Here is a 24,933-nt window from a genome sequence, read left to right as displayed (position 1 = left end):
CTGGACGTCGGCGCGCATATCATCCCTGCTGGAAAGCTATATCCGGTGCAACTACAGCACCCAACCACAAGGACCCCCTTCGATGTCGACGCGCAAGAACAGCAACAAGCACGGCAAGCCGGTCACCCCGCCGCCCAAGCATCCCCTGCAAGACCTGCTCGACGTGCGCAAGGCGCTTGACCTGCTGGATAGCCGCAAGACCGACGAAGCCAAGGCATTATGCATGGCGGTCCTGTCGCGCAATCCCACGCTGGTGTTCGCCAATCATGCGCGCGGACTGGTGGCCATGCACGAAGGCAAGTTCGCCGACGCCGAAGCCTATCTGCGCAAGGCCATCGAAGCCGATCCCGAAAACGCCGAATACATGAGCAACCTGGCCGGCACGGTGCTGAGCCAGGACCGCATCGACGAAGCCATCTCCATCTACGAGCACGCCATCCGCATCGACCGGGACCACCGCGCCTCGCGCATAGGCCTGGCCAATGCCCTGCACGAGAAGAATGACCCGGAAGCCTCGGTCGCCTATTTCGAGGACGCCGTCAAGCGAGAACCCAATGCGCCCGGCCCCCTCTCCCACCTCGGCCGCGCCCTGATCGAATGCAAGCGCTACAACGAAGCCGTGGCCGTGATCCTCAAGTCGCTGGAACTGCAGATCAGTTTCGCGCCGTCCCATACCGCCCTGGGCGAGGCTTTCCATGCCATGGAGATGTACAAGGAAGCCATCGAGTCCCACAAGACGGCCATCCTGTTGGATCCCCAGGATACCTATGCGCACAACAAGATTGCCGATTCCTACCTGAAGCTGAACCGGATCGACGAGGCCCACGAACACCTGTTGCGCGTCATCGAAATCGCCCCCAAGGATCCCAATGCCTACGTCAAGCTGGGATCGAGCTATTTCTCCACCAGTGACCGTTTTGACGATGCCATGCGCATGTTCAACAAGGCGCTGGAAGTGGATTCCAAACACGCCCTCACCTATAACAACATCGGCGCCATCCAGCACGATCACGGCGACCTCGAAGACGCCATCGGCAACTTCCGCAAGGCGCTGGAACTGCGTCCCAACTATCCCACGGCCAGGCACAATATCGCCCTGAGCCTGCTGCTGCAGGGCCACCTCAAGGAAGGCTGGGAGTGCCATGAGAGCCGCCTGGTGACGCGCGAACGCTCGCACGTCTACCGCCTGATCCACAAACTGTTTGAACTGATCCCGAAGTGGGATGGCAAGTCCTCCCTGGCCGGTAAGTACATCCTGTTGATGCACGAACAAGGTTTTGGCGACAGCATCCAGTTCCTGCGCTACGTGCGCATGGTGCTGGACCAGGGCGCACGCGTGGCGCTGCACGTCAAGAATCCGCTGTACCGCCTGTTCCAGTCCTACTCCCCGGAGGTGACGCTGATCCGCGAAAGCGATCCGCTGCCGCCCTGCGACTGCGCCTACGTGCTCATGAGCCTGCCCTACGCCATGGGCACCGATACCGTGGACGACATCCCCAGCGTGCCCGGCGGCTACCTGTCGGCCGATCCCATCCTCAAGAGCAGCTGGGGCGAGAAGATCCGGCAGTTGAGCCAGTCACCCGAGAAGCTGCGCGTGGGCGTGGTCTGGGGCGGCAACCCGGAACACGGCAACGACCGCCACCGCTCCATTGCCATGGACAAGTTCGCAACACTGTTCCAGCTGCCCAATATCGAGTTCTACTCGTTGCAAAAGGGCAAGCCACTGGACGCCTTCAAGGAACTGCCTTCCGGCCTGCCGATCTTCAACCTGGGCGATGACTGCCAGGACTTCGCGGACACGGCCGCGGCCATCGCCAACCTGGACCTGGTGGTCAGCGTGGACACCTCGGTGGTCCACCTCGCCGGGGCCCTGGGACACCCCACCTGGGTACTGCTGCCCCATGTGCCGGACTGGCGCTGGCTGCAGGACCGTGAGGACTCGCCCTGGTACCCGGGCATGCGGCTGTTCCGCCAACCAGCCCTGAGCGACTGGGACTCCGTACTCACCAAAGTCGGCCAGGAGCTGGTCGCCTTGCAGCAGAAGAAGGCCGGAGGATAAAGATTTCCCTCCGACAATTGTCGGATTGACATCGAAAAAAGGCCGCCCGCGAGGGCGGCCTTGTCGTTTCGGAGAAATTTCTTTACCACAACAGATATTTTCCTAAAGTTTTTCAGATTGCCGTCGAAAAAGGATTTGCTTGGAGTTTCAAAGCACGCAGTTTTAGTTCGGAAAGTCTTGAAAAAGATTTTTTTGCGTAAAACCCTAAACTTTTTCCAAGACTGCCCGATAAAGCAATCAACAGAGGTTGAAACGCCTGGGGCTCATGGGTAGAAGACCAAAGTTAAGCACTGAAACTCGGATCATCGGTCTCAAATCTTAGGAGAATTAACATGGCATCAGTCATCAATACCAACATCCCGTCGCTTAATACGCAACGGAACCTGAATGCGTCGCAATCGTCCCTGAACACCTCGATTCAACGTCTGTCCTCCGGTCTGCGCGTCAACAGCGCCAAGGACGACGCCGCCGGTCTGGCCATCGCCGACCGCATGAACTCCCAGGTCAAGGGTCTGGCAGTTGCACAACGTAACGCCAACGACGGTATCTCGATGGCGCAAACCGCTGAAGGCGCTCTGTCGACCGTCGGCGACAACCTGCAACGTATGCGTGAACTGGCTGTCCAGGCTGCCAACGGCACCAACAGCGCACAAGACCGCAAGACCCTCAACGACGAATACACCCAGCTGTCCCAGGAAGTGTTCCGCGTCCTGAACGGCACCAGCTTCAACGGCCAGAACCTGTTCACCGGTACCGGTCAAGGCGCTTCGGCTGGCACCGGCTCTGATTCGGCCAACGTGTCGGCTTCCCTGACCCTGTCCTTCCAGGTCGGTGCCAACGTGTCGGACAACAAGCTGAACGACCAGATCACCATCACCCTGGATGACCTGTCGAACAACGGCACCATGGCCAACGTCATCGGCACCAGCGCCAAGGGCCTGATCGGTCTGGGCAATACCGCCGGCGTGAGCACCGCGCAAGCGACCTACACCTCGGCCAAGGCTGCTCTGGACAACCTGTTCGCTACCGGTTCCTCGCTGTCCTCGTCGGCCCTGGCTTCCTCGGCTGTGACCCTGCAAGCTACCGTTGACAGCGCCAAGCTGGCTCTGGACCAAGCTGTTGCCGCTCCGTCGGCTCAAAGCGATGCACAGAAGGCGATCCAGAACCTGGACAAGGCCATCAGCCTGATCTCCTCCAAGCGTGCAGAGTTCGGTGCCGTGCAGAACCGCTTCAGCGCCGTCATCAGCAACCTGCAAGTGTCGAGCGAGAACATCACCGCGTCGCGCAGCCGTATCATGGATACCGACTACGCGCAGGAAACCGCGAACCTGACCCGTGCGCAGATCCTGCAACAAGCTGGTAACGCGATGCTGTCGCAGGCGAACTCGGCTCCGCAGCAGGTCCTCTCGCTGTTGAAATAAGCCTGATAGCTAGGTAGGATGACGTGCGGGGGATAGTCCATATTCTCCGCACGTTCCTTTAAGGAAGGGAGTAGCACCATGTCGATTGCCCCACTCAATATCGCCTCCGCGGCTGACTCCGGCACCGCTTACGCACTGCCGAAGACCGCAGCCAAGCCTGACCCCGTGGTATCGACCGTCGCACCAGTAGCCGCTCCGGACGCCCGTCGCGCTACCGACAGCGAAGTCAACGACGCCGTCAGCAAGCTCAATAATTTCGCCGCCAGCAATGCCGCTGCACTGAACTTCTCGAAAGATGAAGACACTGGCAAGACCATCGTCAAGGTCATGGACACCGCCACCGACACGGTGATCCGTCAGATCCCCAGCGAAGAAGCGATTGCCATCGCAAAATCGATCGACAAGATGCAAGGCTTGCTGATCAACCACAAGGCTTGAGTTATACCTCGAGTCTGCTACGAACTGCAGTGGCTCGAATGACGTCATGCGCCAATGGACTATCATTGCGCATGATGGATTCGACTACCCCAGTTCATAACGGATTCACCTAGACATCCGCACAGCGTCCCTCCTGCACCGACGCCGTACTTGAGAGCCACTCTCCTCTTGACCGCGCCGCAGTCCGCACGGCGCTGTGCCCCAGCAAAGATTGAGGAGTTGAACCATGGCCACATCCACCGGCACCATTTCCACCTCGGCAGGCCCGCTCGACGTCGCCACCCTGGTCAGCCAGCTGATCTCGGCCGAAAGCCAGTCGCAACTCACTCCACTGACCACCCAGGCCAGCAGCTACAACACGCTGATCTCGGCCTACGGCAGCTTGAAGAGCGCCCTGTCGACCTATCAGTCGGCCATCAAGGCGATGACCTCCGCCAGCTTCAGCGCCCAGAAAAGCTCGGTCAGCAACGCCGGGACCGGCAGCAACCTGACCACCGATCCGTTCTCGGCCGACATCAACGGCGATGACTCCACCAAGATCCTGGCGCAAAAGATCCAGTCCGCCGGCATCAGCAGCGGCACCACCTTCAATTCGGGCGACTCCATCGCCATCAAGATCGGCACCAACTCCCCCGTCTTCGTCACCCTGCAGGCCAATTCCACCCTGGCCGGCGTGCGTGACGCCATCAACGCCGGCAAGACCGGCGCGACGGCCTCCATCGTCACCGATGGTTCGGGCGACCACCTGGTGCTGGAATCCAATACCGGCGGCACCGCCAATACCATCAAGGTCACGGCCAACAACAGCCTGTCCGGGTTCTTCTACGATCCGTCCAGCTCCACGTCCAGCACCATGACGCAGACGCAGGCGCCGCGCGACGCCACCAAGGCGGCCTCGGGCAACTATGCTGTTGCGGTGTCGCAACTGGCCCAGGCCGAGAAGCTGAGCTCGGCCAGCATCGCCCCGGGCAGCACCTTCGACAACGGCCTCTTGGCCATCAAGACCGGCAGCGGCAGCACCACCATCATCAAGCCGACCACCAACACCCTGGCCGGCGTGCGGGACGCCATCAACAGCAGCGATGCCGGCGTCAACGCCACCATCGTCAGCGACGGCACCAATGACCACCTGGTCGTCACCGCCAAGACCAGTGGCTCGACCAACACCATCAAGATCACCGGCACCGAGAACTTCGCCGTCTTCAACTCCGACCCCAGCGGCACGGTGATCTCGCCCAATGTCGCCAGCGGCCAGACCTACAGTGCGGGCAACCTGACCCTGAAGGTCGGGGACAGCAGCGTCAATATCGCTCCCGTGGCCAACGGCAGCGGCAATATCGACCTGACCCAGGTGAAGCTGGCCATCAATAGCGCCAACGCCGGCGTCACTGCGTCTATCACCAATGACGGCAGCAACGACCATCTGGTGCTCACGCCAACCGGGTCCAGCGCCACTGCAGCCGTCTCGCTGACCGGCACCAGCGACTATGCGGGCCTGAGCATGAGCGGCATGGGCCAGTTGCTCAAGGCGCAAGATGCCAAGCTGTCCATTGACGGCGTGAACGTGACCAGCCCGACCAACAAGGTCGAAAACGTAATTTCGGGCGTGACGCTGAACCTGTCCAAGGTCACCACCTCGGCGGACAACTTCACCCTCAACATCAGCAACGACACCTCGGGCATCACCACTGCGGCCAACTCCTTTGTGACAGCCTACAACACGCTGGCCAAGGCAGTGGCCGGAATGACCGCGCAGACGCCTTCGACCACCCTGGGCCAGGCCAACACCTCGGCGCCGCTGGCCAGCGAGTCCTCGGTGCAGACCATCATGAGCCAGCTGCGCAATACGATGTTCAGCTCGGTGGATGGCGGCAATGGCATCAACACCCTGTCCGACATCGGCATTTCGTTCCAGAAGGACGGCACGCTGGCGCTGGATTCGACCAAACTGTCGACGGCCGCGACCAACAATTTCGCCGGCATCGCCAATCTGTTCGCTGGTACGGACCCTGATCCGACCAACACCACTTCGTCCAAAAATGGTATTGTCACCAAGTTGCAGACCTTGATGACCAGTCTGCTCAGCGACAACGGCATCATCGCCACCAAGACCAGCGGCCTGCAAGCCAGCCTGAAGATCAATCAGGACCGCCAGACGGCAGTGCAGACCCGCTTGTCCAACCTGAAAGACACTTATACCAACCAGTTCAATCGGCTCAACACCACGCTTTCCAGCATGCAGTCGACCCAGAGTTATCTGACCCAGCAACTGGCCAGCCTGGCCAAGAGCAGCGGTTGAGCTGAATCCGCGAACATAGGAGAAAGTCATGTTCGGAACCATGAAACGCGGGGCCAACGCCTACGCCAATATCGGGGTGGAAACCGGCGTCCTCGCCGCCAGCCCGCACAAGCTCATCACCATGCTGTTCGATGGCGCCCTGGTGGCCATCGCGCTGGGCAAGAAGTACATGGCCGAAGCCAACATCAAGGACAAGGGCGAATCGATCACCAAGGCCATCCTGATCGTGGATAACGGCCTGCGCGCCAGCCTGAACAAGGAAGTCGGCGGCGAACTGGCGCTCAATCTGGATTCGCTGTACGAGTACATGAGCCGCCGCCTGTTCGAGGCCAACGCCACCAACAATCCCGCCATCCTGGATGAAGTGCACAGCCTGCTCGAAGACATCCGCTCGGCCTGGGAACAGATCGGGCCCAACGGCCAGCCGGCCCCGATGCAGGCTGCGCCTGCCCCGACCGCTGCATTTTCCCAACCCAGCTTCGCAAAGGCTTGACTGACATGAATGGTGACGAGGTCATCGCCATCTACGAGTCGATCTCCCGATTGACTGACGAAATGCTGGCAGCCGCCCGCGCTGCCGACTGGGAACTGCTGGCCACGCTGGAGACCCAGTGCGGCAAGCACATCAGCAACCTGCGCAATTGCGAGGAGAGCATCTCGCTGTCCGATGAGCTGCGCACCCGCAAGGTCGACATCATCAAGAAGATCCTGGAAGACGACCGCGACATCCGCAACCTGACCGAACCGGGATTGCGCAAGCTGTCTGCCCTCATCCAAAGCAACCAGACCGAACAGAAGCTGCTCAATACGTACGGCATGGGTAGTTGACCATGTTGCCGCGGGCCGACATCGCCAGCGCCGTCCACCCCGTCAACGCCGTGGAACCCGCCACGGCTGTCGTCTCGGTCGCCGACACCCGACAGGAAGCCTTCAGCCGCCTGGCCCAGATTGCAGTGGGCCAGCAGATGTCCGGGCGCATCCTGTCCAACTTCAGTGACGGCACCTTCCTGGTGCGCATCGCCAATACGGCCGCGCGCATGGTGCTGCCCAACAATGCCAAGGTCGGCGATACGCTGGTGCTGACCCTGGTTTCCAAGGATCCCCGCCCGACCTTCTCGGTCAACGAAGGCAGCATCCGGCCCGATGAAGAAAGCGCCTCGGTGGCCCTCAGCAATGCCGGGCGCGCCATGCAGAAGGACCTCAAGTCCCTGCAATTCGTCACCCGGGATGAAGCCGGCGCCGGCCACATCGCCCAGAACGAGGATATCGCCGCCGACGCCCAGGCCAAGGGCACGCGCCCGGGACAAGCCGGCGCGCCGACCAGCACCACCACCACCCTGAGCAACGCAGCCAAACTCATCGACAGCCTCTTGCACGCCTCCCAGCAAGGCGACATGGCCGATCACGTCAGCGCCCCCGCTCCCTTGCTGCCTCGCGCCGGACTGCCACCAGAGCAGATGGCCGGCGCGCTCAAGGACGCCATCGCCTACAGCGGCGTGTTCTACGAATCCCATGTCTCGGCCTGGGCCGCCGGCCAGCGTCCGGCCGCGGAATTGCTGCGTGAACCCCAGGCCCAGGTGGCGGCCAAGCATGGCGGCGAAATCAACCTGCTGAGCCAGAACGATCCAGCCCAGAACCAGCTTGGCCAGATCATCAACCTCCAGCTCAATGCACTGGAGCAGCAGCGCGTGCTGTGGCACGGCGAAGTCTGGCCGGGCCAGAAGATGGAATGGGAAATCAGCCAGGAACATGACCAGCAACAATCCAAGACCCAGGCGGACGACGAAGCGCCGCCCAGTTGGCACAGCGTGGTGCGCTTCGACTTCGCTCACCTGGGCGGTGTGTCGGCCTCGATCCGCCTGATCGGCCAGCAGATCCACGTCCAGGTCAAGGCCGACAACGAAAGCACCGCCGCCGCCCTGCGCGGCAACAGCAGCCTCTTTGCCGACGCCATGGCCGCGGCCGGAACCTCGCTGGATTCCCTGATCGTCAAGCAGAGCAATGGAGAAACCTAACATTCCCCTGCAGAATGCCGTCGCGTTGGCCTACAACGCCAGTCAGGCAGCTCCCCAGGTCGTGGCCAAGGGCCGCGGCCTGGTGGCCGAGGCCATCATCGCCCGCGCCCGCGAAAGCGGCGTCTATGTCCACGAATCCAAGGAACTCGTTTCCCTGCTGATGCAGGTGGAACTGGACCAGCAGATCCCCCCTGCCCTGTACCGCACCGTCGCCGAGTTGCTAGCCTGGCTATATCGTATTGAAAATATGCAATTAAATTCATCGGTGATGTATGATACGGGACTAAATTATTCCAATAATTCCCCAGGGGAAAGCGATCCCATTCGCTGAATTCAGACGTATCGACGCACAGATGGCCAACCAAGACGAGATCGACGACGACAGTCCCTACCGGGTCCGCTCCCGGAGGGAGATCATTTCCCTGCTCACCAGCATGATGGAAAAGAATCAGCTGCTGAGCCTGATGATCAAGGGTGGCTCCGAGTCGGTGATCACCTCCATCCTCGACGTAGATGCGGATGAAGACGCGATCACCCTCGACGCCGCGCCCAGCGCGATGCTCAATGACAGTATCGTCTCCAGCAAGCAGATCGACTTCGAGGCGATCTACAACAGCATCCGCATCACCTTCGTTGTCGATGGTGCACGCCAGATCGAATACCAGGGCCGCCCGGCGCTGCAGGTCGCCATCCCGGAAAGCCTGGTGCGACTGCAGCGACGCGAGTTCTTCCGCATCCCCACGCCCATTGCCAAGCCGCTGCGCTGCACCTTCCGCATCACCCAGTCGGATGGCTCGTTTGTCACCGTGGTCACGATGCTCAACAACATCAGCGCCGGCGGCGTGGGCATCACCGATGAAAAGAAGCTGCTCTCCACCACGCCCGGTGTGATCTACGAAGACTGCCAGCTGGAGCTGGGCGACAACACCCTGGTCTCGGTCAAGCTGCAAGTGCGCGACTGCAAGGAATTCAAGATGACCAATGGCAAGATCGTCAACCGCTTCGGCTGCCAGTTCATCGATATCCCGCGTACCGTCCTGGCCGCCATCCAGCGGTTCATCACCAAGCTGGAACGCGAGCAGAACGCCAAGGCCTCGGGAATGATGTAAGCCCGCCAAGACCAGCGAACCCCAAAAAAATACCCCAGCAACCGGGCCACCGGCTTCTGGGGTATTTTTTTGCCTCGCCGCCCGGCGCCCGCCCTGCAGACGCTGGAAAACAGCCGAGATATCACACCTGCATCGTCATGATGTCACGGTAAGCCGACACCAGCTTGTTGCGCACCTGGATGCTGGTCTGGAAGGAAATGCTGGCCTTCTGCGACGCAATCATCACATCGGACAAGTTCACACTGTCATCGCCCATGGCGAAGGCCTGCGACATCTTGGAAGCCTTCTGCTGCGAATCGTTGACCTGGTCGATGGCGCCCTTGAGCACCTCCGAAAAGTCCACGCGCGGCGCGGCCTTTTCGACCTTCAGACCGATCTGGGCCGGTTCCGACACGCCCTGGGCGCGTGCTGCGGCAGCCTTCAGCTGGGCCACCATCGCTTCGATCTTGCTGGTATCAATCACACTTTCGATCGCCATTTCCCACCTCTTGGTTTGATCTTTTGCATTCCTGCCACATGCTGACACGCACTGCGGCCTTGTACACGAGCACCTTAACATCATTGCATTGACAAATCGAACCGATAAGCGGGGAATTTGCCATTCTGTTCGGGCGATCAAATTCCCGCTGCGAACGCACAATCCACACTGAGCAAAAAACCTCACAAAGGTAAGCAGTGGACCAAGTCTTTATCAAGCTGGCAATCAAGGGGTCGCCAGAGGGGAAATCATGGCGGTAGCAGCCGATGGCACAATGACCGGCGACACCAACAATACGGGCGAGCTCGGCAGTAACGAGGGCGTGCCCGGATCTCAACCTGCCCAGAACGGCATGATGGGCTACGCCCGCTCGCCGCAAGGCAAGCGCATCCTGCTCATCATCGCCGCCGCCGCCACCCTGGCGGTGATGGCCGGTATCTGGCTGTGGAGCCAGAAGGTCGAGTACCGGGTCCTCTTCTCCAACTTCAATGACCGCGACGGCGGCGCCATCGTGGCGTCGCTGCAGCAGATGAACGTGCCCTACAAGTATTCCGATGGCGGCACGGCCATCCTGGTGCCGGAGAACATGGTGCATGACGCCCGCCTGAAACTGGCGGCGCAAGGCCTGCCCAAGGGCGGCAATGTCGGCTTCGAGCTGATGGAAAACCAGAAGCTGGGCATTTCCCAGTTTCTGGAGCAGGTCAATTTCCAGCGCGCCCTCGAAGGCGAGCTGGCGCGTTCTGTGGGCTCCCTGGCCTCGGTCCAGACCGCCCGCGTCCACCTGGCCCTGCCCAAGGCTTCGGTGTTCGTGCGTGACCAGCAGAAGCCGACCGCTTCTGTCGTCCTGAGCCTGTATCCGGGCCGCTACCTGGACCCGCAGCAGGTCAGCGCGATTGTCCACCTGGTGGCCAGCAGTGTGCCGGAACTGTCGCCCAAGTCGGTGACCATCGTTGACCAGAACGGCAACCTGCTCTCCGACACCACCAAGCAAGCCCAACCGAATACGCTCGATCCGACCCAGCTGAAGTATGTCCAGGACATGCAGCAGGACATCATCAAGCGCGTCGAATCCATCATCGCCCCCATCGTCGGCAACGGCAATGTGCGCGCCGAAGCGACGGCCGACGTCGATTTCTCCCGTTCCGAGCAGGCCTCGGAAGCCTACAAGCCCAACCAGACCAAGGATAGCGCCGCCGTTCGCAGCAAGCAGAGCAGCGAAGCCAACAGCGCCTCCAACGGCACCTCAGGTGTGCCGGGCGCGCTGTCGAACCAGCCTCCGGCTCCGGCGACTGCGCCCATCGTCAATCCGGCGGTGGCCAACGGTGCGGCCAACCAGACTGGTGCCGCCACCCCCAATGGCGCCCTGCCGACTCCGACTGCCACCGGCAACTCGCGCAAGGACGAGACCATCAACTACGAGGTCGACAAGACCGTGCGCTACACCCAGCAACCGATGGGCGGCGTGCGTCGCCTGACGGTGGCCGTGGTGGTGAACTACAAGCGCACCCTGGACAATACCGGCAAGATCGTGATGCGTCCGCTCACCGAGGCCGAGCGCAACCAGATCACCGACCTAGTCAAGGAAGCGATGGGTTACAACAAGGATCGCGGCGACTCGCTCAACGTGGTCAACACCCAGTTCAGCACCGACATGGAGCCGGAAGTGCCGCTGTGGAAGCAGCCTGGCATGATCGACCTGGCCAAGGAAATCGGCAAGTACGTGCTGGTGGCCGCTGTCCTGCTGTTCCTGTACTTCCGCGTCCTGCGCCCTATCGTCTGGAAGCTGTCCGGCCGCGAAGAACGCGAACGCCTGGCCAAGGAAAAGGCCGAGGCCGAAGCCGCCGCCGCTGCCGCAGCAGTTGCCGCCGGCTTCGATCCGGACGATCCGGACGCCATCGTCAACCTCTCCGGCGAGCCGGCCGTCGACGAGCGCGCACAGTACAAGGCCAACCTCGAAACCGCCAAGCAGTGGGCCAAGAATGATCCGAAACTGGTGGCAAGCATCATCAAGTCATGGGTGAACAATGAGTAACGACGGCGTTCAGAAAGGTGCCATCCTCATGCTCGCCCTGGGCGAGGATGAGGCCGCCGAAGTGATGAAATACCTGGGCCCGAAAGAGGTCCAGAAGCTGGGCGCGGCCATGTCGGCGCTACGCAACGTGAGCTTCGAAGAAATCAATGAAGTGCTGGAAGCCTTCGTCGCCGAGACCGGCCAGGCCTCCTCGCTGGGCCTGGATTCGGACGAATACATCCGCAGCGTGCTGACCAAGGCCCTGGGCGACGACAAGGCCACTTCCCTGCTCAACCGCATCCTGGGGGGGCGCGATGCTTCCGGCATCGAAAGCCTCAAGTGGATGGACGCGCAGTCCGTGGCCGAGCTCATCCGCAACGAGCACCCGCAGATCATCGCCACCATTCTGGTCCACCTGGAACGCGACCACGCCTGCGGCATCATCAACAATTTCACGGAACGTTTGCGCAACGACGTCATCCTTCGTATTGCAACCCTGGACGGCGTGCAGCCGGCTGCGTTGCGTGAACTCAATGATGTGCTGACCAAACTGCTGACCGGCAACGAAAGCCTGAAGAAGCAACAGATGGGCGGTATCCGTACCGCAGCCGAGATCCTGAACTTCATGTCCGGCGAGAACGAGACCTCGGTCATGAACAACCTGCGCTCCTACGACGAGGACATGGCGCAGAAGATCATGGACGAGATGTTCGTCTTCGAGAACATCATCGACATCGACGGCCGCGGCATCCAGCTGCTGCTGCGCGAAGTCCAGTCCGAGTCGCTGATCGTGGCCCTGAAGGGTGCCTCGCAAGGCCTGCGCGACAAGATCTTCGCCAACATGTCGCAGCGTGCGGCCGAGATGATGAAGGAAGACCTGGAGTCCAAGGGACCGGTGCGGCTGTCCGAAGTGGATGCGCAGCAGAAAGCCATCCTGCAGATCGTGCGCCGCCTGGCCGACGAAGGCCAGATCGTGCTGGGCGCCAAGGGCGAGGACGCGTTCATCTGATGCGCCTGATGCAGCCTGCTGTCGGCATGCCGGCCTGAGGAGTCAAAGAAGCCATGCGTGCAAAGATCATTCCCAAGGAAGAAATGACGCCCTACCAGCGTTGGGAGCTGGCGTCCTTCCACGACGAGCCCGAACCGGAGCCAGAGCCGCTGCCGGAAGAGGAAGAATTCCTCGAAGAACCGCCGCCGGTGCCGCAACTGACGGCCGAGCAGCTCGACGCCATCCGCGAGGCCGCCCGCCAGGAAGGTTTTGCCGAGGGTCGCGAACACGGCCTGCAGGCAGGCCGCTCCGAAGGCTACGTCGCCGGGCTCCAGCAAGGCCAGCAGGAAGTCAACGAAATCATCCAGCACTTCCGCCAGATCGCCGTCAATTTCAGCACCGAAGTCTCGCAATGCAGTGAAAAGATGGCCCCCGAGCTGCTCGACCTGGCCCTGGACCTGGCCAAGTCCATGCTCAAGACTGCACTCAAGGCGCGACCCGAGCTGGTGCTGCCCACGGTGAGCGCGGCCATCCAGGCCCTGCCCGTGCTGCAGCTGCCGGCCAGTCTGAGGCTGCACCCGGAAGACGCCGCCCTGGTGCGCAAGCATCTGGGCGAAGAACTGATCCAGCAAGGCTGGAAGATCGAGGAAGACGCCCTGCTCGATCGCGGCGGCTGCCAGGTCGAAACCCGCACCAACCAGATCGATGCCACCACCCAGACCCGCTGGGAGCGCCTGGGCGAGTCGCTGTCCAAGCAGCTCGACTGGCTGGAATGATGTCTTTCAAGTGATAACGACCTGAACGGGAGACCCGCATGAACTCCCCGATGCCATCCCATAGCAGCCTGTGGCAAGCCTACCTGCACAACTGTCGCAGCCTGGTCGCCATGGCCGAGCCCACCATGACCGCTGGCCGCATCACCCGCGTGGCGGGCCTGGTGATGGAAGCGGTCGGCCTGAAGCTGCCGGTGGGCAGCCCCTGCAACATCCCCCTGCCCAATGGCACCATGATCGAGGCAGAAGTGGTCGGGTTCCAGGACGATCGCCTCTTCCTGATGCCGCAAAGCGATGTCGAAGGCATCGTTCCCGGCACCCGGGTCTATCCGGTCGAACCGGTACGCCCGCCGCCGCGCACCGGCCCCATCAGCTTCACCCCGCGCCGCGCCGATGAGCACAGCCGCCGCCTGCCCGTGGGCGAGGAATTGCTGGGTCGCGTGCTCGATGGCGCTGGCCGCCCGCTGGACAACCTCGGACCGCTGCATACCGAACGCTCTGCGCCCCTGGCCGTGCGCGCCGCCAACCCGCTGGGCCGCGCGCCCATCCGCGACATCCTCGATACCGGCATTCGCGCCATCAATTCCATGCTCACCGTCGGCCGGGGCCAGCGCATGGGCCTGTTTGCGGGTTCCGGCGTCGGCAAGAGCGTGCTGCTGGGGATGATGGCGCGCTACACCAGCGCCGACGTGATCGTGGTCGGCCTGATCGGCGAGCGCGGCCGCGAAGTCAAGGAATTCATCGAACAGATCCTCGGCGCCGAGGGCCTGGCCCGCTCCGTGGTCGTGGCCGCCCCTGCCGATACCCCGCCGCTGATGCGCCTGCAGGGGGCGGCCTATTGCACCTCCATTGCCGAGTATTTCCGCGACCAGGGCAAGGACGTGCTGCTCATCATGGATTCGCTGACCCGCTATGCCATGGCGCAGCGCGAGATCGCCCTGGCCATCGGCGAACCGCCCGCCACCAAGGGTTACCCGCCTTCCGTGTTCGCCAAGCTGCCGGCGCTGGTGGAACGCGCCGGCAATGGCGACGAAGGCGGCGGCTCCATCACCGCCTTCTACACCGTGCTCACCGAAGGCGATGACCAGCAAGATCCCATCGCCGACGCCGCCCGCGCCATCCTGGACGGCCACATCGTGCTCAACCGCCAGCTTGCCGAGGCCGGCCACTATCCGGCCATCGACATCGAACAGTCCATCAGCCGCGCCATGCACGGCATCACCGACGCCGAACATCAGCGCAGCTCACGCCACCTGAAGCAGTTGTACTCACGCTTCCAGCGTAACCGCGACCTCATCAGCGTGGGCGCCTATGCCGCCGGCAGCGACCCCATCCTGGACGAGGCTATTGCCTTATTGCCAAGAATGGAAGCATTTTTGCAACAGGGCATCCATGAGCAAGCCGATGTATCAGAGAGCTTGAGGCAACTTACCGCTCTATTCGGGTGATTGAGCGCAAGCAGCCAAAAATATAATCAGTGCAATCATGGCGACTCCCTCCGCACTCGACACGCTGATCGAATTGGCGACCAAAGAGACCGACGAAGCTACCAAGCGTCTCGGTCGGGCTGTGCGCGTGAGTGAGGAAGCACAGCAGAAACTGGGCATCCTGCAGCAGTACCGCGACGATTACGCCGCGCGTTTCCAGGAAACCCTGAGCAATGGCCTCACCGCCCTGAGCTATCGCAATTTCCAGTTGTTCATCGAAAAGATCGACAACGCCATTGCCGGCCAGGAAGATGTGGTCAGAAGCAGCCAGCAGCGTGTCGCGGAAGCGCGCGCGGCCTGGCAAGCGTGCGAGCGCAAGCGCATGTCCTATGACACGCTGGCCACGCGCGCGCGGGACAAGGAAATGCAGAAGCAGAACAAGCGCGACCAGAAGTCCATGGATGAACACGCATCGCGCATCACGTTCTACAAGCGTTGACGCCCGACCAGACAGCACGTACCCGCAAGTTACCGACAGGCCACCATCATGAACACTTCCCTGCCGCTGTTGAATGTGATCACCGGCTCGCAAGCCGCTACCGGTGCGCGCTCCGCCAATCCGGCCGACAGCTTCAGCGCCGATGTGCCTTTCAACCAGGTCCTCAACAGCCAGGTCAGCACCCGCAACCAGCAGAACCCGTCTCAGGACAAGCCGCAGGCCGCCCAGGAGCAGCAGCCCGCCGCGCCCAGCCAGCCGGCCCAGAGCGCGGCCAGCACCAAGGCCAGCGCGGCCAATGGCAGCGAGCAGAAGCAGGACAGCGCCAAGGACGAGGACAAGGATAGCGACGACACCACCACCCAGGCCTCGGCAGAACTGCTGGCCCTGGTGGCCAACATTGCCCAGAACGCCGTCAAACCGGTGACCGACGGCAAGAGCGAACATACCGACGCCGACCTGCTGGCCCAGGCCAAGCGCGGCGGCGCCAAGCTGACGCTGGTCGATGAGCAGCAAGCCCTGGCAGGCGACGGCAAGGACAGCAAGATCGACCTGGCCGGCCTGCAGAGCAGCCTGGCCGCCAACAAGGGCAAGCAGGACGGCGCCGCCGACGTGACACGCAAGGCCAACGCAGCCGAAGCCAATCCCACCGACGCCCATGCCGCCAAGGGCGAGAAGCCGGCCGTCGATCTGGGTAGCGAAAAAGCCCAGGCGCTGCCCAAGGAAGACGCCAGCACCCTGGCCAACCGCGCCCAGTATGGCAGCAAAGCCACCACCGAGACCGTGGCCACGGCCAAGCAGGAGCTGCCCCACGCCACACCGACTCCGGTGGTCATGCCGGCCATGCAGCAGGCGCTGGCCGCCAACCAGACGCAGGCCGTCTTTGGCACCGCCTACACCGACAAGATCCAGCCCAATGTGGGCAGCGCCGGCTGGGATCAGGCCGTGGGCAACAAGATCACCTGGATGGCCACCGGCGGCATCCAGAGCGCCTCGCTGACGCTGAACCCGCCCGACCTGGGACCGATGCAGGTGGTGCTGAACGTGCACAACCAGCAGGCTGACGCCACCTTCATCACCGCCCAACCAGAAGTCAAGCAAGCGCTGGAAGCGGCCATGCCCAAGTTGCGTGAAATGATGGACCAGGCCGGTATCCAGCTGGGCCAGGCCACCGTCAACACCGGCATGCCCAATCAGCAGCAAGGCGCCAACGGCGGCCAGCAGCAGGCGCGCAGCTCCTCTGGCGCCGGCGGCGCAGGCCAGGAACAGGACGGCGAAATCGCCATCACCGGCGCGACCACCGCGGCGACCACCAGCGGCCTGGGCCTGGTCGACACCTTCGCCTGAGCGCAGGAGAAGATCGGCCCCCTCATGCAAGGCAACGCAATGCAATATCGTCCGCGCAGGACTCAACAATAAGAAAACTTTGCCGTTAAGCAGATATCCACATACCACGCGCTGACGAACTGAAAGGACTAGTAGATGGCAACAAAAGGAAAAGCCCCGGCCAAGGGAGCTGAAGCAGAAGCAGCACCGGCAAAATCGAGCAAGAAGATGCTCTTCATCATCGTCGGCGCAGTGCTGGTGCTGGTCATTGGTGGGGCCGCAGCGTTCTTCATGATGGGCGGCAAGGGCAAGAAGGGGGAGGATCATGCCGAAGAAAAGTCCGAGGCCAAGGCCCCGACCTTCGTGGTGATCGAGCCCTTCGTAGTGAACCTGCAGCAGGAAACCGGTGACCAATACCTGCAAGTGGCGATGACCCTGCAGGTGCCGGACGGCCAGACGGCCGAAGCGCTCAAGCTGTACATGCCGCAGGTGCGCAGCCGCCTGCTCATGGTGCTCTCCAGCAAGAAGGCCTCGGAACTGCTGACCAGCGAAGGCAAGCGCCGCCTGACCGACGAGATCATCGACCAGCTCGGCGAGCCGTTCTCGGGCAAGGGCCGTGGTCCGCAGATCACCGATGTGTTCTACACGTCCTTCGTGATCCAGCAGCAGTAAGCAACAGCGCGCAGCTGACGGCAACCGAGGCGGCAACAGCAACAGTAATAGACACAGAACACAGAAGGCAGGGATTCACACCACCATGGCCGAGCACTTTCTATCACAGGAAGAAGTCGATGCCCTTCTGAAGGGCGTGACGGGAGACGAAGACGAAGAAAAGGTCGTCGAAGAAGCTCCTGGTACGGTACGTACCTACAACCTGGCAACGCAGGAACGGATCGTGCGCGGGCGCATGCCCACGCTCGAAATCATCAACGAGCGCTTCGCGCGTCTGTTCCGCATCGGCTTGTTCAACTTCATCCACCGTACCGCCGAGATCTCGGTCGGTCCGGTGAAGGTGTCCAAGTACAGCGAGTTCATCCGCAACCTGGTGGTGCCCACCAACCTGAACCTGGTCCACATCAAGCCCTTCCGCGGCATCGGGCTGGTGGTGTTCGACCCGCAGTTCGTCTTCATGCTGGTGGACAACATGTTCGGCGGCGATGGCCGCTTCCACACCCGCATCGAAGGCCGCGAATTCACGCCCACCGAGCAACGCATCATCATGCGCGTGCTGGAGATCACCTTCGAAACCTACTCCAAGTCGTGGGAACCGATCTATCCGATCGAATTCGAATTCATCCGCTCGGAAATGAACACCCAGTTCGCCAACATCGCCACGCCCAACGAAGTGGTGGTCTCGACCACCTTCACCGTTGAGCTGGGACCAGTGTCGGGCGAAATCCATATCTGCACGCCCTACTCGATGATCGAGCCGGTGCGTGACCGCCTCACCAGCAGCATGCAGGGTGAGGCGCTGGAAGTCGACAAGCGCTGGATCCGGCTGATGAAGCAGCAGATCCAGACCGCCGAGGTCGAACTGATCGTCAATTTCGGCACCGCCCGAGTCAACTTCACCGACCTGCTGCACATGCAGGTGGGCGACGTCATTCCGCTGCAGACCAATACGACCGTCGAGGCACAGGTTGACGGCGTGCCGGTGATGGAATGCAGCTACGGCCAATCCAATGGCCAATACGCCTTGCGCGTTGAAAAACTGCTGTCCATCACCCATCAAGAAACACCGGAAAGCTTTCAAGGAGATTAGTAATGGCTGATGAGAACGTAGCAGGCGCAGGCGCAGCGGAAGACGATCCGTGGGGCGCGGCCATGGCCGAGCAGACGCAGGCTGAAGAAGCGCAGAAAAAAGGCGAGATGGAAGACGAGAAAGGCATCAGCGCGGCACCCGCGATGGCCACCGTCTTCAAGGATCTCTCCGGGGACGATATCAAGACCAACACCCCCAACGACATCGACTTCATCCTCGATATCCCGGTCCAGCTGACCGTGGAACTGGGACGCACCAAGATCGCCATCAAGAACCTGCTGCAACTGGCGCAGGGCTCGGTGGTGGAACTGGACGGCATGGCCGGTGAACCGATGGACGTGCTGGTCAACGGCTGCCTGATCGCTCAGGGCGAAGTGGTGGTGGTCAACGACAAGTTCGGTATCCGTCTCACCGACATCATCACGCCGGCCGAACGCATCCGCAAGCTCAACCGCTGAACGGGATGGTCGGTCGTTGATGAATCATCCGGTGGCAGCCTTTCTTTCACGCAGCCTGCAACAGTGCCGGGCGGGCCTTGTGTCCGCCCTGCTCTTTCTGGGCGGCGCCATGCTCGGCAGCAGCGCTGCCTGGGCCGACAACGGCGCTGCCGCCAACACGGCAGCCAACACCCTGAGCCCCCCCGCTCCCGCCGCCCATGCCGCCGCGAACACAGCGGCTGCAGCGGCGCAGAGCGCTGGCGCGGCCCTGCCGTCTTCCGGTGGCAGCGTCTTCACCATGCTGCTCGGCCTGACCGTCGTGCTGGCCGTGCTGGCGGCGGTGGCGTGGCTGTTCAAGCGCTTCGGCCTGAACCAGGGCTTGGCCGGCAATGCCGCGGCCAAGGTGGTGGGGGGCGTGAGCGTGGGCACGCGCGAACGGGTGATGGTCATCGAGGTGGGGGAGCAATGGATCGTGGTCGGGGTCGCGCCTGGCCGGGTCAATGCGCTGGCCACCATGCCGCGCCAGACGCTGACCGCCGCACAGGCAGGCGCTACCGGCAATGCGCCGGCCTTCGCCACCTGGCTCAAGCACACCATGGATAAACGTAATGGCGCAGCCGGCAACGGCGAGCGCCCGGGTCAAGATGGCAGCACTTCCTAAGCCGCAAGGCATCGTCTCAACCGCGGCCCGCAAGGCTGCTGCGCTGCTGCGCAACCGTTACTGCTGGCTGGCGCTGCTGTGCCTGCCCTTGGCAGCCTCGGCCCAGCAGGGTATTCCCGCACTCAACAGCATGCCCGCTCCGGGCGGCGGCACGAACTATTCGCTGCCGATCCAGACGATGCTGTTGCTCACCTCGCTGTCCTTCCTGCCGGCGGCCTTGCTGATGATGACCTGTTTCACCCGCATCGTCATCGTGCTCTCGCTGCTGCGCCAGGCACTGGGCACCCAGTCGACCCCGCCCACGCAGGTGCTGGTGGGGCTGTCGCTGTTCCTAACCTTCTTCGTCATGAGCCCGGTGTTCGACCGCATCTATACCGACGCCTACCAGCCCTTCGCGGAAAACAAGATCCAGATGATGGAAGCGCTCGACAAGGGCGCGCAGCCGCTCAAGGAATTCATGCTCAAGCAGACCCGCGAGTCCGACCTGGCGCTGTATGTGAAGCTCTCGCGCGGTCCCGCCCTGCAGGGTCCGGAAGATGTGCCGCTGCGCCTCCTGGTGCCGGCCTTCGTCACCAGCGAACTGAAGACGGCGTTCCAGATCGGCTTTGCCATCTTCCTGCCCTTCCTCATCATCGACATGGTGGTGGCCAGTATCCTCATGTCCATGGGCATGATGATGATGTCGCCAGCGCTGGTGTCGCTGCCCTTCAAGCTGATGCTGTTCGTGCTCGTGGATGGCTGGCAGCTGCTCATCGGGTCGCTGGCCCAGAGTTTTTACTAGCCTAGGACAAGGAAGAGCCTGATGACTCCAGAAAGCGTCATGACCATGGGCCGCCAGGCCATGGAAATCACCCTCCTGATCGCCGCGCCGATGCTGCTCACGGCCCTGCTCATTGGCCTGCTGGTGAGCATCTTCCAGGCCGCCACCCAGATCAACGAACAGACCCTGGCCTTCATTCCCAAGCTGCTGGGCGTGTTCCTGGCCATGATCGTGGCCGGTCCGTGGATTCTGACGGTGATCGTGGATTACATGCACACCATGTTCAGCGGCATTCCCGCCATGGTCCAGTAGTAGGTCCGTGGCCGCAACGCAGCTTGCGGCCTCCGATGCATGCTTACCTTCTCCAGCCAGCAACTCTATATCTGGGTCGCCATGTTCATCTGGCCGACCACGCGCATTCTGGGCCTCATGGCCATTGCTCCTCCGTTTGGCAGCGCCAGCGTCCCGATGCTGGTGAAGGTCTTGCTGGGCGTGGCCATCGGCGCGGTGATCGCGCCCGACGTACCGATCCCGCCGGCCATCGAGCCCACCTCGATGACAGGCATCATGATCCTCTTGCAGCAGTTGCTCATCGGCCTGTCCATGGGCTTTGCCATGCGCATCGTCTTTGCCGCCGTGGAAGCGGCCGGTGAATTCACCAGCACCACCATGGGCCTGTCCTTCGCCGCCTTCTTCGATCCCCAGACCCAGGGCCGCACCGCCGTCATCAGCCAGATCTTCTCCCTGCTGGCCACGATGGTGTTCCTGAACCTGAACGGCCACCTGATCCTGTTGCAGGTGGTGGCCGAGAGCTTCCACACCTTGCCCATCACCGGCCAGCCCATCACCACCGAGGGCTTCCATCAACTGGTGCTGTGGGGCGCCAAGATCTTCAGCATGGGCCTGCAATTGTCGCTGCCGCTGCTCATCGCCCTGTTGATCACCAACTTCGCGTTGGGCGTGCTCACGCGCGCAGCGCCGCAGCTGAACCTGTTCGGTATCGGTTTTTCGATTACCATGTTGGCGGGTTTCATCTTGATCGGCCTCACGCTTCCCTATATGCTCACGCCGGTCCAGAAGCTGCTCTCCGATGGCGTGGAGATGGTGCGCCTGCTGGGCAGCGTCCCGCCGGTCAATGCTGCGCCCAAGCCTTGACGCCAAGCCGCCGCTAGCCCGAGGCGACATTTACCTGATCTGACGATCTTGCCGCCATTCTCCGTTCACACTAGCGCCTGATCTTTCCCAGGCCGCTGCAGGTCTTTTTTTTCGCATGAAACTTGCCCAGCTACGTCGTCCCAAATTCATCCTCCTGGCCCTGCTCGTGCTGCTCGTCGCGGCCTGGATCATCCGCAGTGTACTGACCCCGCCAGCGCCGCCGACCTACCTCAGCGCCACCGCCCGGGTGGCCGACATCCAGGACGTGGTGCTGGCCAGCGGCACCGTCAAGGCCTACAAGCAGGTCAGCGTGGGCGCCCAGGTATCGGGCCAGATCAAGTCGCTCAAGGTGGCGCTGGGCGACCAGGTCAAGAAGGGGCAGCTGGTGGCCGAGATCGACTCGCTGACCCAGGCCAATGCCCTGGCCAGCGCCGAGTTCTCGCTGCAGAACCTGCAAGCGCAGTTGCGCGCCAAAGAAGCCAGCCTGAAACAGGCGCAACTGGCCTATGCGCGCCAGAAGATGATGCTGGCCGGCGACGCCAGCTCGCGCGAGAACTTCGAAAGCGCCGAGGCCACCCTCAACACCACCCAGGCCGACATCGCCGCCCTGCAGGCGCAGATCAAGGATGGCGCCATCAAGGTCGATACCGCCCGCCTGAACCTGGGCTATACCCGCATCAGCTCGCCCATCGAAGGCCGGGTGGTGGCCATCGTGGCGCAGGAAGGCCAGACCGTGAACGCCAACCAGAGCACCCCCACCATCATCAAGGTGGCGCGCATGGATACGGTGACCATCAAGGCGCAGATCTCCGAAGCCGACGTGGTCCGCGTCAAGCCAGGCCTGCCGGTCTTCTTCACCATCCTGGGCGATCCTGACCACCGCTACCGCACCACGCTGCGCGCCATCGAGCCGGCGCCGGACTCCATCCTTCAGGACGACACCTCCAGCAGCACGACTTCCAGCACCAGCAGCAGTAGCGCCAGCTCCACGGCGATCTACTACAACGGCCTGCTGGATGTCCCCAATCCCGAGGGCAAGCTGCGCATTTCCATGACCACCCAGGTCAATATCGTGCTATCCGAAGCCAGCAATGCGCTGGTGCTGCCTTCCACCGCGCTGGGCGCCAAAGCCGCCGATGGCAGCTACACCGTGCGCGTGCTGGACGACCAGGGCCAGGCGCATGAGCGCAAGGTCAGGATAGGCATCAACACCAACGCCCTGGTGCAGATCGTCGAGGGCGTCAAGGCCGGTGAACGCGTGGTCACTGGCACCGTCCTGCCCGGCGCCACCGCCAGCAGCAGCGAGCACGACGGCCCGCCGCCGCATATGTGAGGCCGACCATGCGCACTCCCCTGTTACAGCTGCGCGGCCTGCGGCGCGACTTTCCGGCTGGCGATGACAGCATCACCGTCCTCAATGACGTCAACCTGGACATCCAGGCCGGCGAGCTGGTGGCCATCGTCGGCGCCTCCGGTTCGGGCAAGTCCACGCTGATGAACATCCTGGGCTGCCTGGACAAGCCCAGCGCCGGCAGTTACCTGGTCGCTGGCCGCGAGACCGGCAAGCTGGATGCGGATGAACTGGCGCAATTGCGGCGCGAGCATTTCGGCTTCATCTTCCAGCGCTATCACCTGCTGTCGGACCTGGACGCCACCGCCAACGTCGAAGTCCCCTCGGTCTACGCCGGCCTGGAGCCGCAGCAGCGCCGCCAGCGCGCCGCGCAATTGCTGGCCCGGCTGGGATTGACCGAGCGCAGCCATCACAAACCGGGGCAATTATCAGGTGGGCAGCAGCAGCGCGTCTCGATTGCGCGCGCGCTGATGAACGGCGGCGACGTCATCCTGGCCGACGAGCCCACGGGCGCGCTGGACAGCCACAGCGGCCAGGAAGTCATCAAGATCCTCAAGGAGTTGCATGCCGAGGGCCACACCATCATCATCGTCACGCACGACATGCAGGTGGCCAGCCACGCCCAGCGCATCATCGAGATCAAGGACGGCGTCATCATCGCCGACCGGCGCAACGAGGAGACGGTTGCTGCCCTGGCCGCCACGGCCAGCAGCAGCGGTGCGGCCGCAAAGCAAGGCCGCCAGGCCAGTCCCTGGCGCGCCTGGCTGGACCGTTTCAAGGAAGCACTGCGCATGTCGCTCCTGGCCATGAATGCACACCGCCTGCGCAGCTTCCTGACCATGCTGGGCATCATCATCGGGATTGCCTCGGTGGTCTCGGTGGTGGCCCTGGGCAGCGGCTCGCGCGAGCAGATCCTGGCCGACATCAGCGCGATGGGCACCAACACCATCGACATCTTTCCCGGCGCCGACTTCGGCGACATGAAGTCGGCCTCCATTCGCACCCTCACGCCCGCCGATGCCGCCGCCCTGGCCGAGCAGAACTTCGTGGACAGCGTCACGCCCAGCGTGGCCACGTCATCCTCGGCCCGGTACGGCAACATCTCCGTGAACGCCACCATCAACGGCGTGGGCGAACAATACTTCCGGGTGCGCGGCCTGAAGATGGCGCAAGGCAAGAGCTTCGATACCGAGGGCATCCGCCGCTACGCCCAGGAAGTGGTGATCGATGCCAACAGCTACAAGAAGCTCTTCCCCGATGGTGGCAACGCCCTGGGTGAAGTGATCTTCCTGGGCAGCGTACCCTGCCGCATCATCGGCGTGACGCAAAAGCGCGAGAACGGCTTTGGCAACAACAATTCACTCAATGTCTGGGTCCCCTACACCACCGCCATGAGCCGCGTGATCGGCCAGCGCCACCTCAGCGGCATCACCGTGCGCGTCAATGACCAGGTGCCCAGCGCCGCTGCCGAGCAAGGCATCGTCCAACTGATGACGCTGCGCCATCGCACCAAGGACTTCTACCTCTTCAACACCGACAGCATCCGCCAGACGGTCGAGAAAGCCACGGCCACGCTGACCCTGCTGGTGTCAATGATCGCCCTGATCTCGCTGGTGGTGGGCGGCATCGGTGTGATGAACATCATGCTGGTCTCGGTGACCGAACGCACCCGCGAGATCGGCGTGCGCATGGCCGTGGGAGCGCGCCAGAGCGACATCATGCAACAGTTCCTCATCGAAGCCGTGCTGGTCTGCCTGGCCGGCGGCCTGCTGGGCGTGCTGCTGGCGCTGTCCTTCGGCGCCCTGTTCTCGCATTTCGTCAGCAGCTTCCGCATGATCTACTCCACGGCGTCCATCGTCAGCGCCTTCGCCTGCTCCACCCTGATCGGCGTGGTCTTCGGGTTCCTGCCGGCGCGCAACGCGGCGCGCTTGAATCCGGTCGACGCCCTGGCCCGCGAATGAAATCAC

General features: G+C 62.5%; 25 protein-coding genes. 24 read left to right on the top strand and 1 reads right to left on the bottom strand.

Translation table 11 applies throughout. The annotated features are described in order from the left end of the window. Nucleotides 1-82: 82 nt before the first annotated feature. From BGK68_RS17470 to BGK68_RS17430, 9 genes are all read left to right on the top strand, one after another. Nucleotides 83-2,059 (top strand): tetratricopeptide repeat protein, encoded by a 1,977-nt coding sequence (locus BGK68_RS17470; RefSeq protein ID WP_075258130.1) that lies wholly within the window; start codon nucleotides 83-85, stop codon nucleotides 2,057-2,059. Nucleotides 2,060-2,391: 332 nt separating this feature from the next. After that, entirely contained in the window at nucleotides 2,392-3,480 is a 1,089-nt protein-coding gene (locus BGK68_RS17465) for a flagellin N-terminal helical domain-containing protein (RefSeq protein ID WP_075258129.1), read from the top strand. Nucleotides 3,481-3,558: 78 nt separating this feature from the next. Then, nucleotides 3,559-3,918 (top strand): flagellar protein FlaG, encoded by a 360-nt coding sequence (locus BGK68_RS17460; RefSeq protein ID WP_075258128.1) that lies wholly within the window; start codon nucleotides 3,559-3,561, stop codon nucleotides 3,916-3,918. Between the two features lie 226 nt (nucleotides 3,919-4,144). Then, nucleotides 4,145-6,217, top strand: a complete 2,073-nt coding sequence (fliD, locus tag BGK68_RS17455; RefSeq protein ID WP_075258127.1) for a flagellar filament capping protein FliD — start codon at nucleotides 4,145-4,147, stop codon at nucleotides 6,215-6,217. Between the two features lie 28 nt (nucleotides 6,218-6,245). Continuing rightward, nucleotides 6,246-6,710: a flagellar export chaperone FliS gene (fliS, locus tag BGK68_RS17450; RefSeq protein ID WP_075258126.1), complete on the top strand. Its 465-nt coding sequence runs from the start codon at nucleotides 6,246-6,248 to the stop codon at nucleotides 6,708-6,710. A 5-nt stretch (nucleotides 6,711-6,715) separates the two neighbouring features. Further along, nucleotides 6,716-7,045, top strand: coding sequence for a flagellar protein FliT (locus tag BGK68_RS17445; RefSeq protein ID WP_075258125.1), 330 nt, complete (start codon nucleotides 6,716-6,718; stop codon nucleotides 7,043-7,045). Nucleotides 7,046-7,047: 2 nt separating this feature from the next. Then, the gene (gene fliK / locus BGK68_RS17440) at nucleotides 7,048-8,232 is read left to right on the top strand and encodes a flagellar hook-length control protein FliK (RefSeq protein WP_075258124.1); all 1,185 of its coding nucleotides are present in this window, start codon (nucleotides 7,048-7,050) and stop codon (nucleotides 8,230-8,232) included. Next, nucleotides 8,219-8,563 carry an EscU/YscU/HrcU family type III secretion system export apparatus switch protein gene (locus tag BGK68_RS17435; RefSeq protein WP_075258123.1) on the top strand — a complete coding sequence of 115 codons (345 nt, stop codon included), beginning with the start codon at nucleotides 8,219-8,221 and terminating at the stop codon, nucleotides 8,561-8,563. The genes fliK and BGK68_RS17435 overlap by 14 nt, the downstream gene beginning before the upstream one ends. A 22-nt stretch (nucleotides 8,564-8,585) precedes the next feature. Beyond that, the gene (locus BGK68_RS17430) at nucleotides 8,586-9,341 is read left to right on the top strand and encodes a flagellar brake protein (RefSeq protein ID WP_075258122.1); all 756 of its coding nucleotides are present in this window, start codon (nucleotides 8,586-8,588) and stop codon (nucleotides 9,339-9,341) included. A 121-nt stretch (nucleotides 9,342-9,462) separates the two neighbouring features. Here the strand turns inward: BGK68_RS17430 and fliE are convergent, their stop codons facing one another. Then, a complete protein-coding gene (gene fliE / locus BGK68_RS17425) occupies nucleotides 9,463-9,819 on the bottom strand; it encodes a flagellar hook-basal body complex protein FliE (RefSeq protein ID WP_075258121.1) in 357 nt (118 codons plus the stop codon). Nucleotides 9,820-10,069: 250 nt separating this feature from the next. On the opposite strand from fliE, the gene fliF reads away from it, so the two are divergent. From fliF to BGK68_RS17350, 15 genes are all read left to right on the top strand, one after another. After that, on the top strand, nucleotides 10,070-11,851 hold the full coding sequence (gene fliF / locus BGK68_RS17420) for a flagellar basal-body MS-ring/collar protein FliF (RefSeq protein ID WP_075258120.1): 1,782 nt from the start codon (nucleotides 10,070-10,072) through the stop codon (nucleotides 11,849-11,851). Then, a complete protein-coding gene (gene fliG / locus BGK68_RS17415; RefSeq protein WP_006462657.1) occupies nucleotides 11,844-12,839 on the top strand; it encodes a flagellar motor switch protein FliG in 996 nt (331 codons plus the stop codon). The genes fliF and fliG overlap by 8 nt, the downstream gene beginning before the upstream one ends. A 53-nt stretch (nucleotides 12,840-12,892) precedes the next feature. Next, nucleotides 12,893-13,594 (top strand): flagellar assembly protein FliH, encoded by a 702-nt coding sequence (gene fliH, locus BGK68_RS17410; protein WP_075258119.1) that lies wholly within the window; start codon nucleotides 12,893-12,895, stop codon nucleotides 13,592-13,594. A gap of 38 nt (nucleotides 13,595-13,632) precedes the next feature. Continuing rightward, complete coding sequence (fliI, locus tag BGK68_RS17405; protein WP_075258118.1) at nucleotides 13,633-15,039, top strand: flagellar protein export ATPase FliI; 1,407 nt, start codon at nucleotides 13,633-13,635, stop codon at nucleotides 15,037-15,039. Between the two features lie 37 nt (nucleotides 15,040-15,076). Further along, a complete protein-coding gene (fliJ, locus tag BGK68_RS17400) occupies nucleotides 15,077-15,517 on the top strand; it encodes a flagellar export protein FliJ (protein WP_013234041.1) in 441 nt (146 codons plus the stop codon). Between the two features lie 48 nt (nucleotides 15,518-15,565). After that, complete coding sequence (locus tag BGK68_RS17395) at nucleotides 15,566-16,861, top strand: flagellar hook-length control protein FliK (RefSeq protein ID WP_075258117.1); 1,296 nt, start codon at nucleotides 15,566-15,568, stop codon at nucleotides 16,859-16,861. A gap of 135 nt (nucleotides 16,862-16,996) precedes the next feature. Beyond that, nucleotides 16,997-17,512 carry a flagellar basal body-associated protein FliL gene (gene fliL, locus BGK68_RS17390; protein WP_075258116.1) on the top strand — a complete coding sequence of 172 codons (516 nt, stop codon included), beginning with the start codon at nucleotides 16,997-16,999 and terminating at the stop codon, nucleotides 17,510-17,512. An 85-nt stretch (nucleotides 17,513-17,597) separates the two neighbouring features. Continuing rightward, entirely contained in the window at nucleotides 17,598-18,602 is a 1,005-nt protein-coding gene (gene fliM / locus BGK68_RS17385; RefSeq protein WP_075258115.1) for a flagellar motor switch protein FliM, read from the top strand. Between the two features lie 2 nt (nucleotides 18,603-18,604). Further along, complete coding sequence (fliN, locus tag BGK68_RS17380) at nucleotides 18,605-19,060, top strand: flagellar motor switch protein FliN (protein WP_075258114.1); 456 nt, start codon at nucleotides 18,605-18,607, stop codon at nucleotides 19,058-19,060. Nucleotides 19,061-19,139: 79 nt separating this feature from the next. Next, nucleotides 19,140-19,700 (top strand): flagellar biosynthetic protein FliO, encoded by a 561-nt coding sequence (gene fliO / locus BGK68_RS17375; RefSeq protein WP_233149334.1) that lies wholly within the window; start codon nucleotides 19,140-19,142, stop codon nucleotides 19,698-19,700. Beyond that, nucleotides 19,684-20,481 carry a flagellar type III secretion system pore protein FliP gene (gene fliP, locus BGK68_RS17370; protein WP_231944479.1) on the top strand — a complete coding sequence of 266 codons (798 nt, stop codon included), beginning with the start codon at nucleotides 19,684-19,686 and terminating at the stop codon, nucleotides 20,479-20,481. The genes fliO and fliP overlap by 17 nt, the downstream gene beginning before the upstream one ends. 21 nt (nucleotides 20,482-20,502) lie before the next feature. Continuing rightward, nucleotides 20,503-20,772 carry a flagellar biosynthesis protein FliQ gene (gene fliQ / locus BGK68_RS17365; protein WP_013234034.1) on the top strand — a complete coding sequence of 90 codons (270 nt, stop codon included), beginning with the start codon at nucleotides 20,503-20,505 and terminating at the stop codon, nucleotides 20,770-20,772. 39 nt (nucleotides 20,773-20,811) lie between these two features. After that, a complete protein-coding gene (gene fliR, locus BGK68_RS17360; RefSeq protein ID WP_075258113.1) occupies nucleotides 20,812-21,615 on the top strand; it encodes a flagellar biosynthetic protein FliR in 804 nt (267 codons plus the stop codon). Between the two features lie 115 nt (nucleotides 21,616-21,730). Continuing rightward, nucleotides 21,731-22,948 carry an efflux RND transporter periplasmic adaptor subunit gene (locus tag BGK68_RS17355; protein ID WP_075258112.1) on the top strand — a complete coding sequence of 406 codons (1,218 nt, stop codon included), beginning with the start codon at nucleotides 21,731-21,733 and terminating at the stop codon, nucleotides 22,946-22,948. 8 nt (nucleotides 22,949-22,956) lie between these two features. Further along, nucleotides 22,957-24,927 (top strand): MacB family efflux pump subunit, encoded by a 1,971-nt coding sequence (locus tag BGK68_RS17350; RefSeq protein WP_075258111.1) that lies wholly within the window; start codon nucleotides 22,957-22,959, stop codon nucleotides 24,925-24,927. The last annotated feature ends 6 nt before the right edge of the window (nucleotides 24,928-24,933 follow it).

It is taken from the genome of Herbaspirillum camelliae, from assembly GCF_001929405.1.
GTDB classification, from domain to species: Bacteria; Pseudomonadota; Gammaproteobacteria; order Burkholderiales; family Burkholderiaceae_D; genus Herbaspirillum; species Herbaspirillum seropedicae.
The sequence above is the reverse complement of the archived record's forward strand: the minus strand, read 5'-3'. Positions and strand labels throughout refer to the sequence as shown.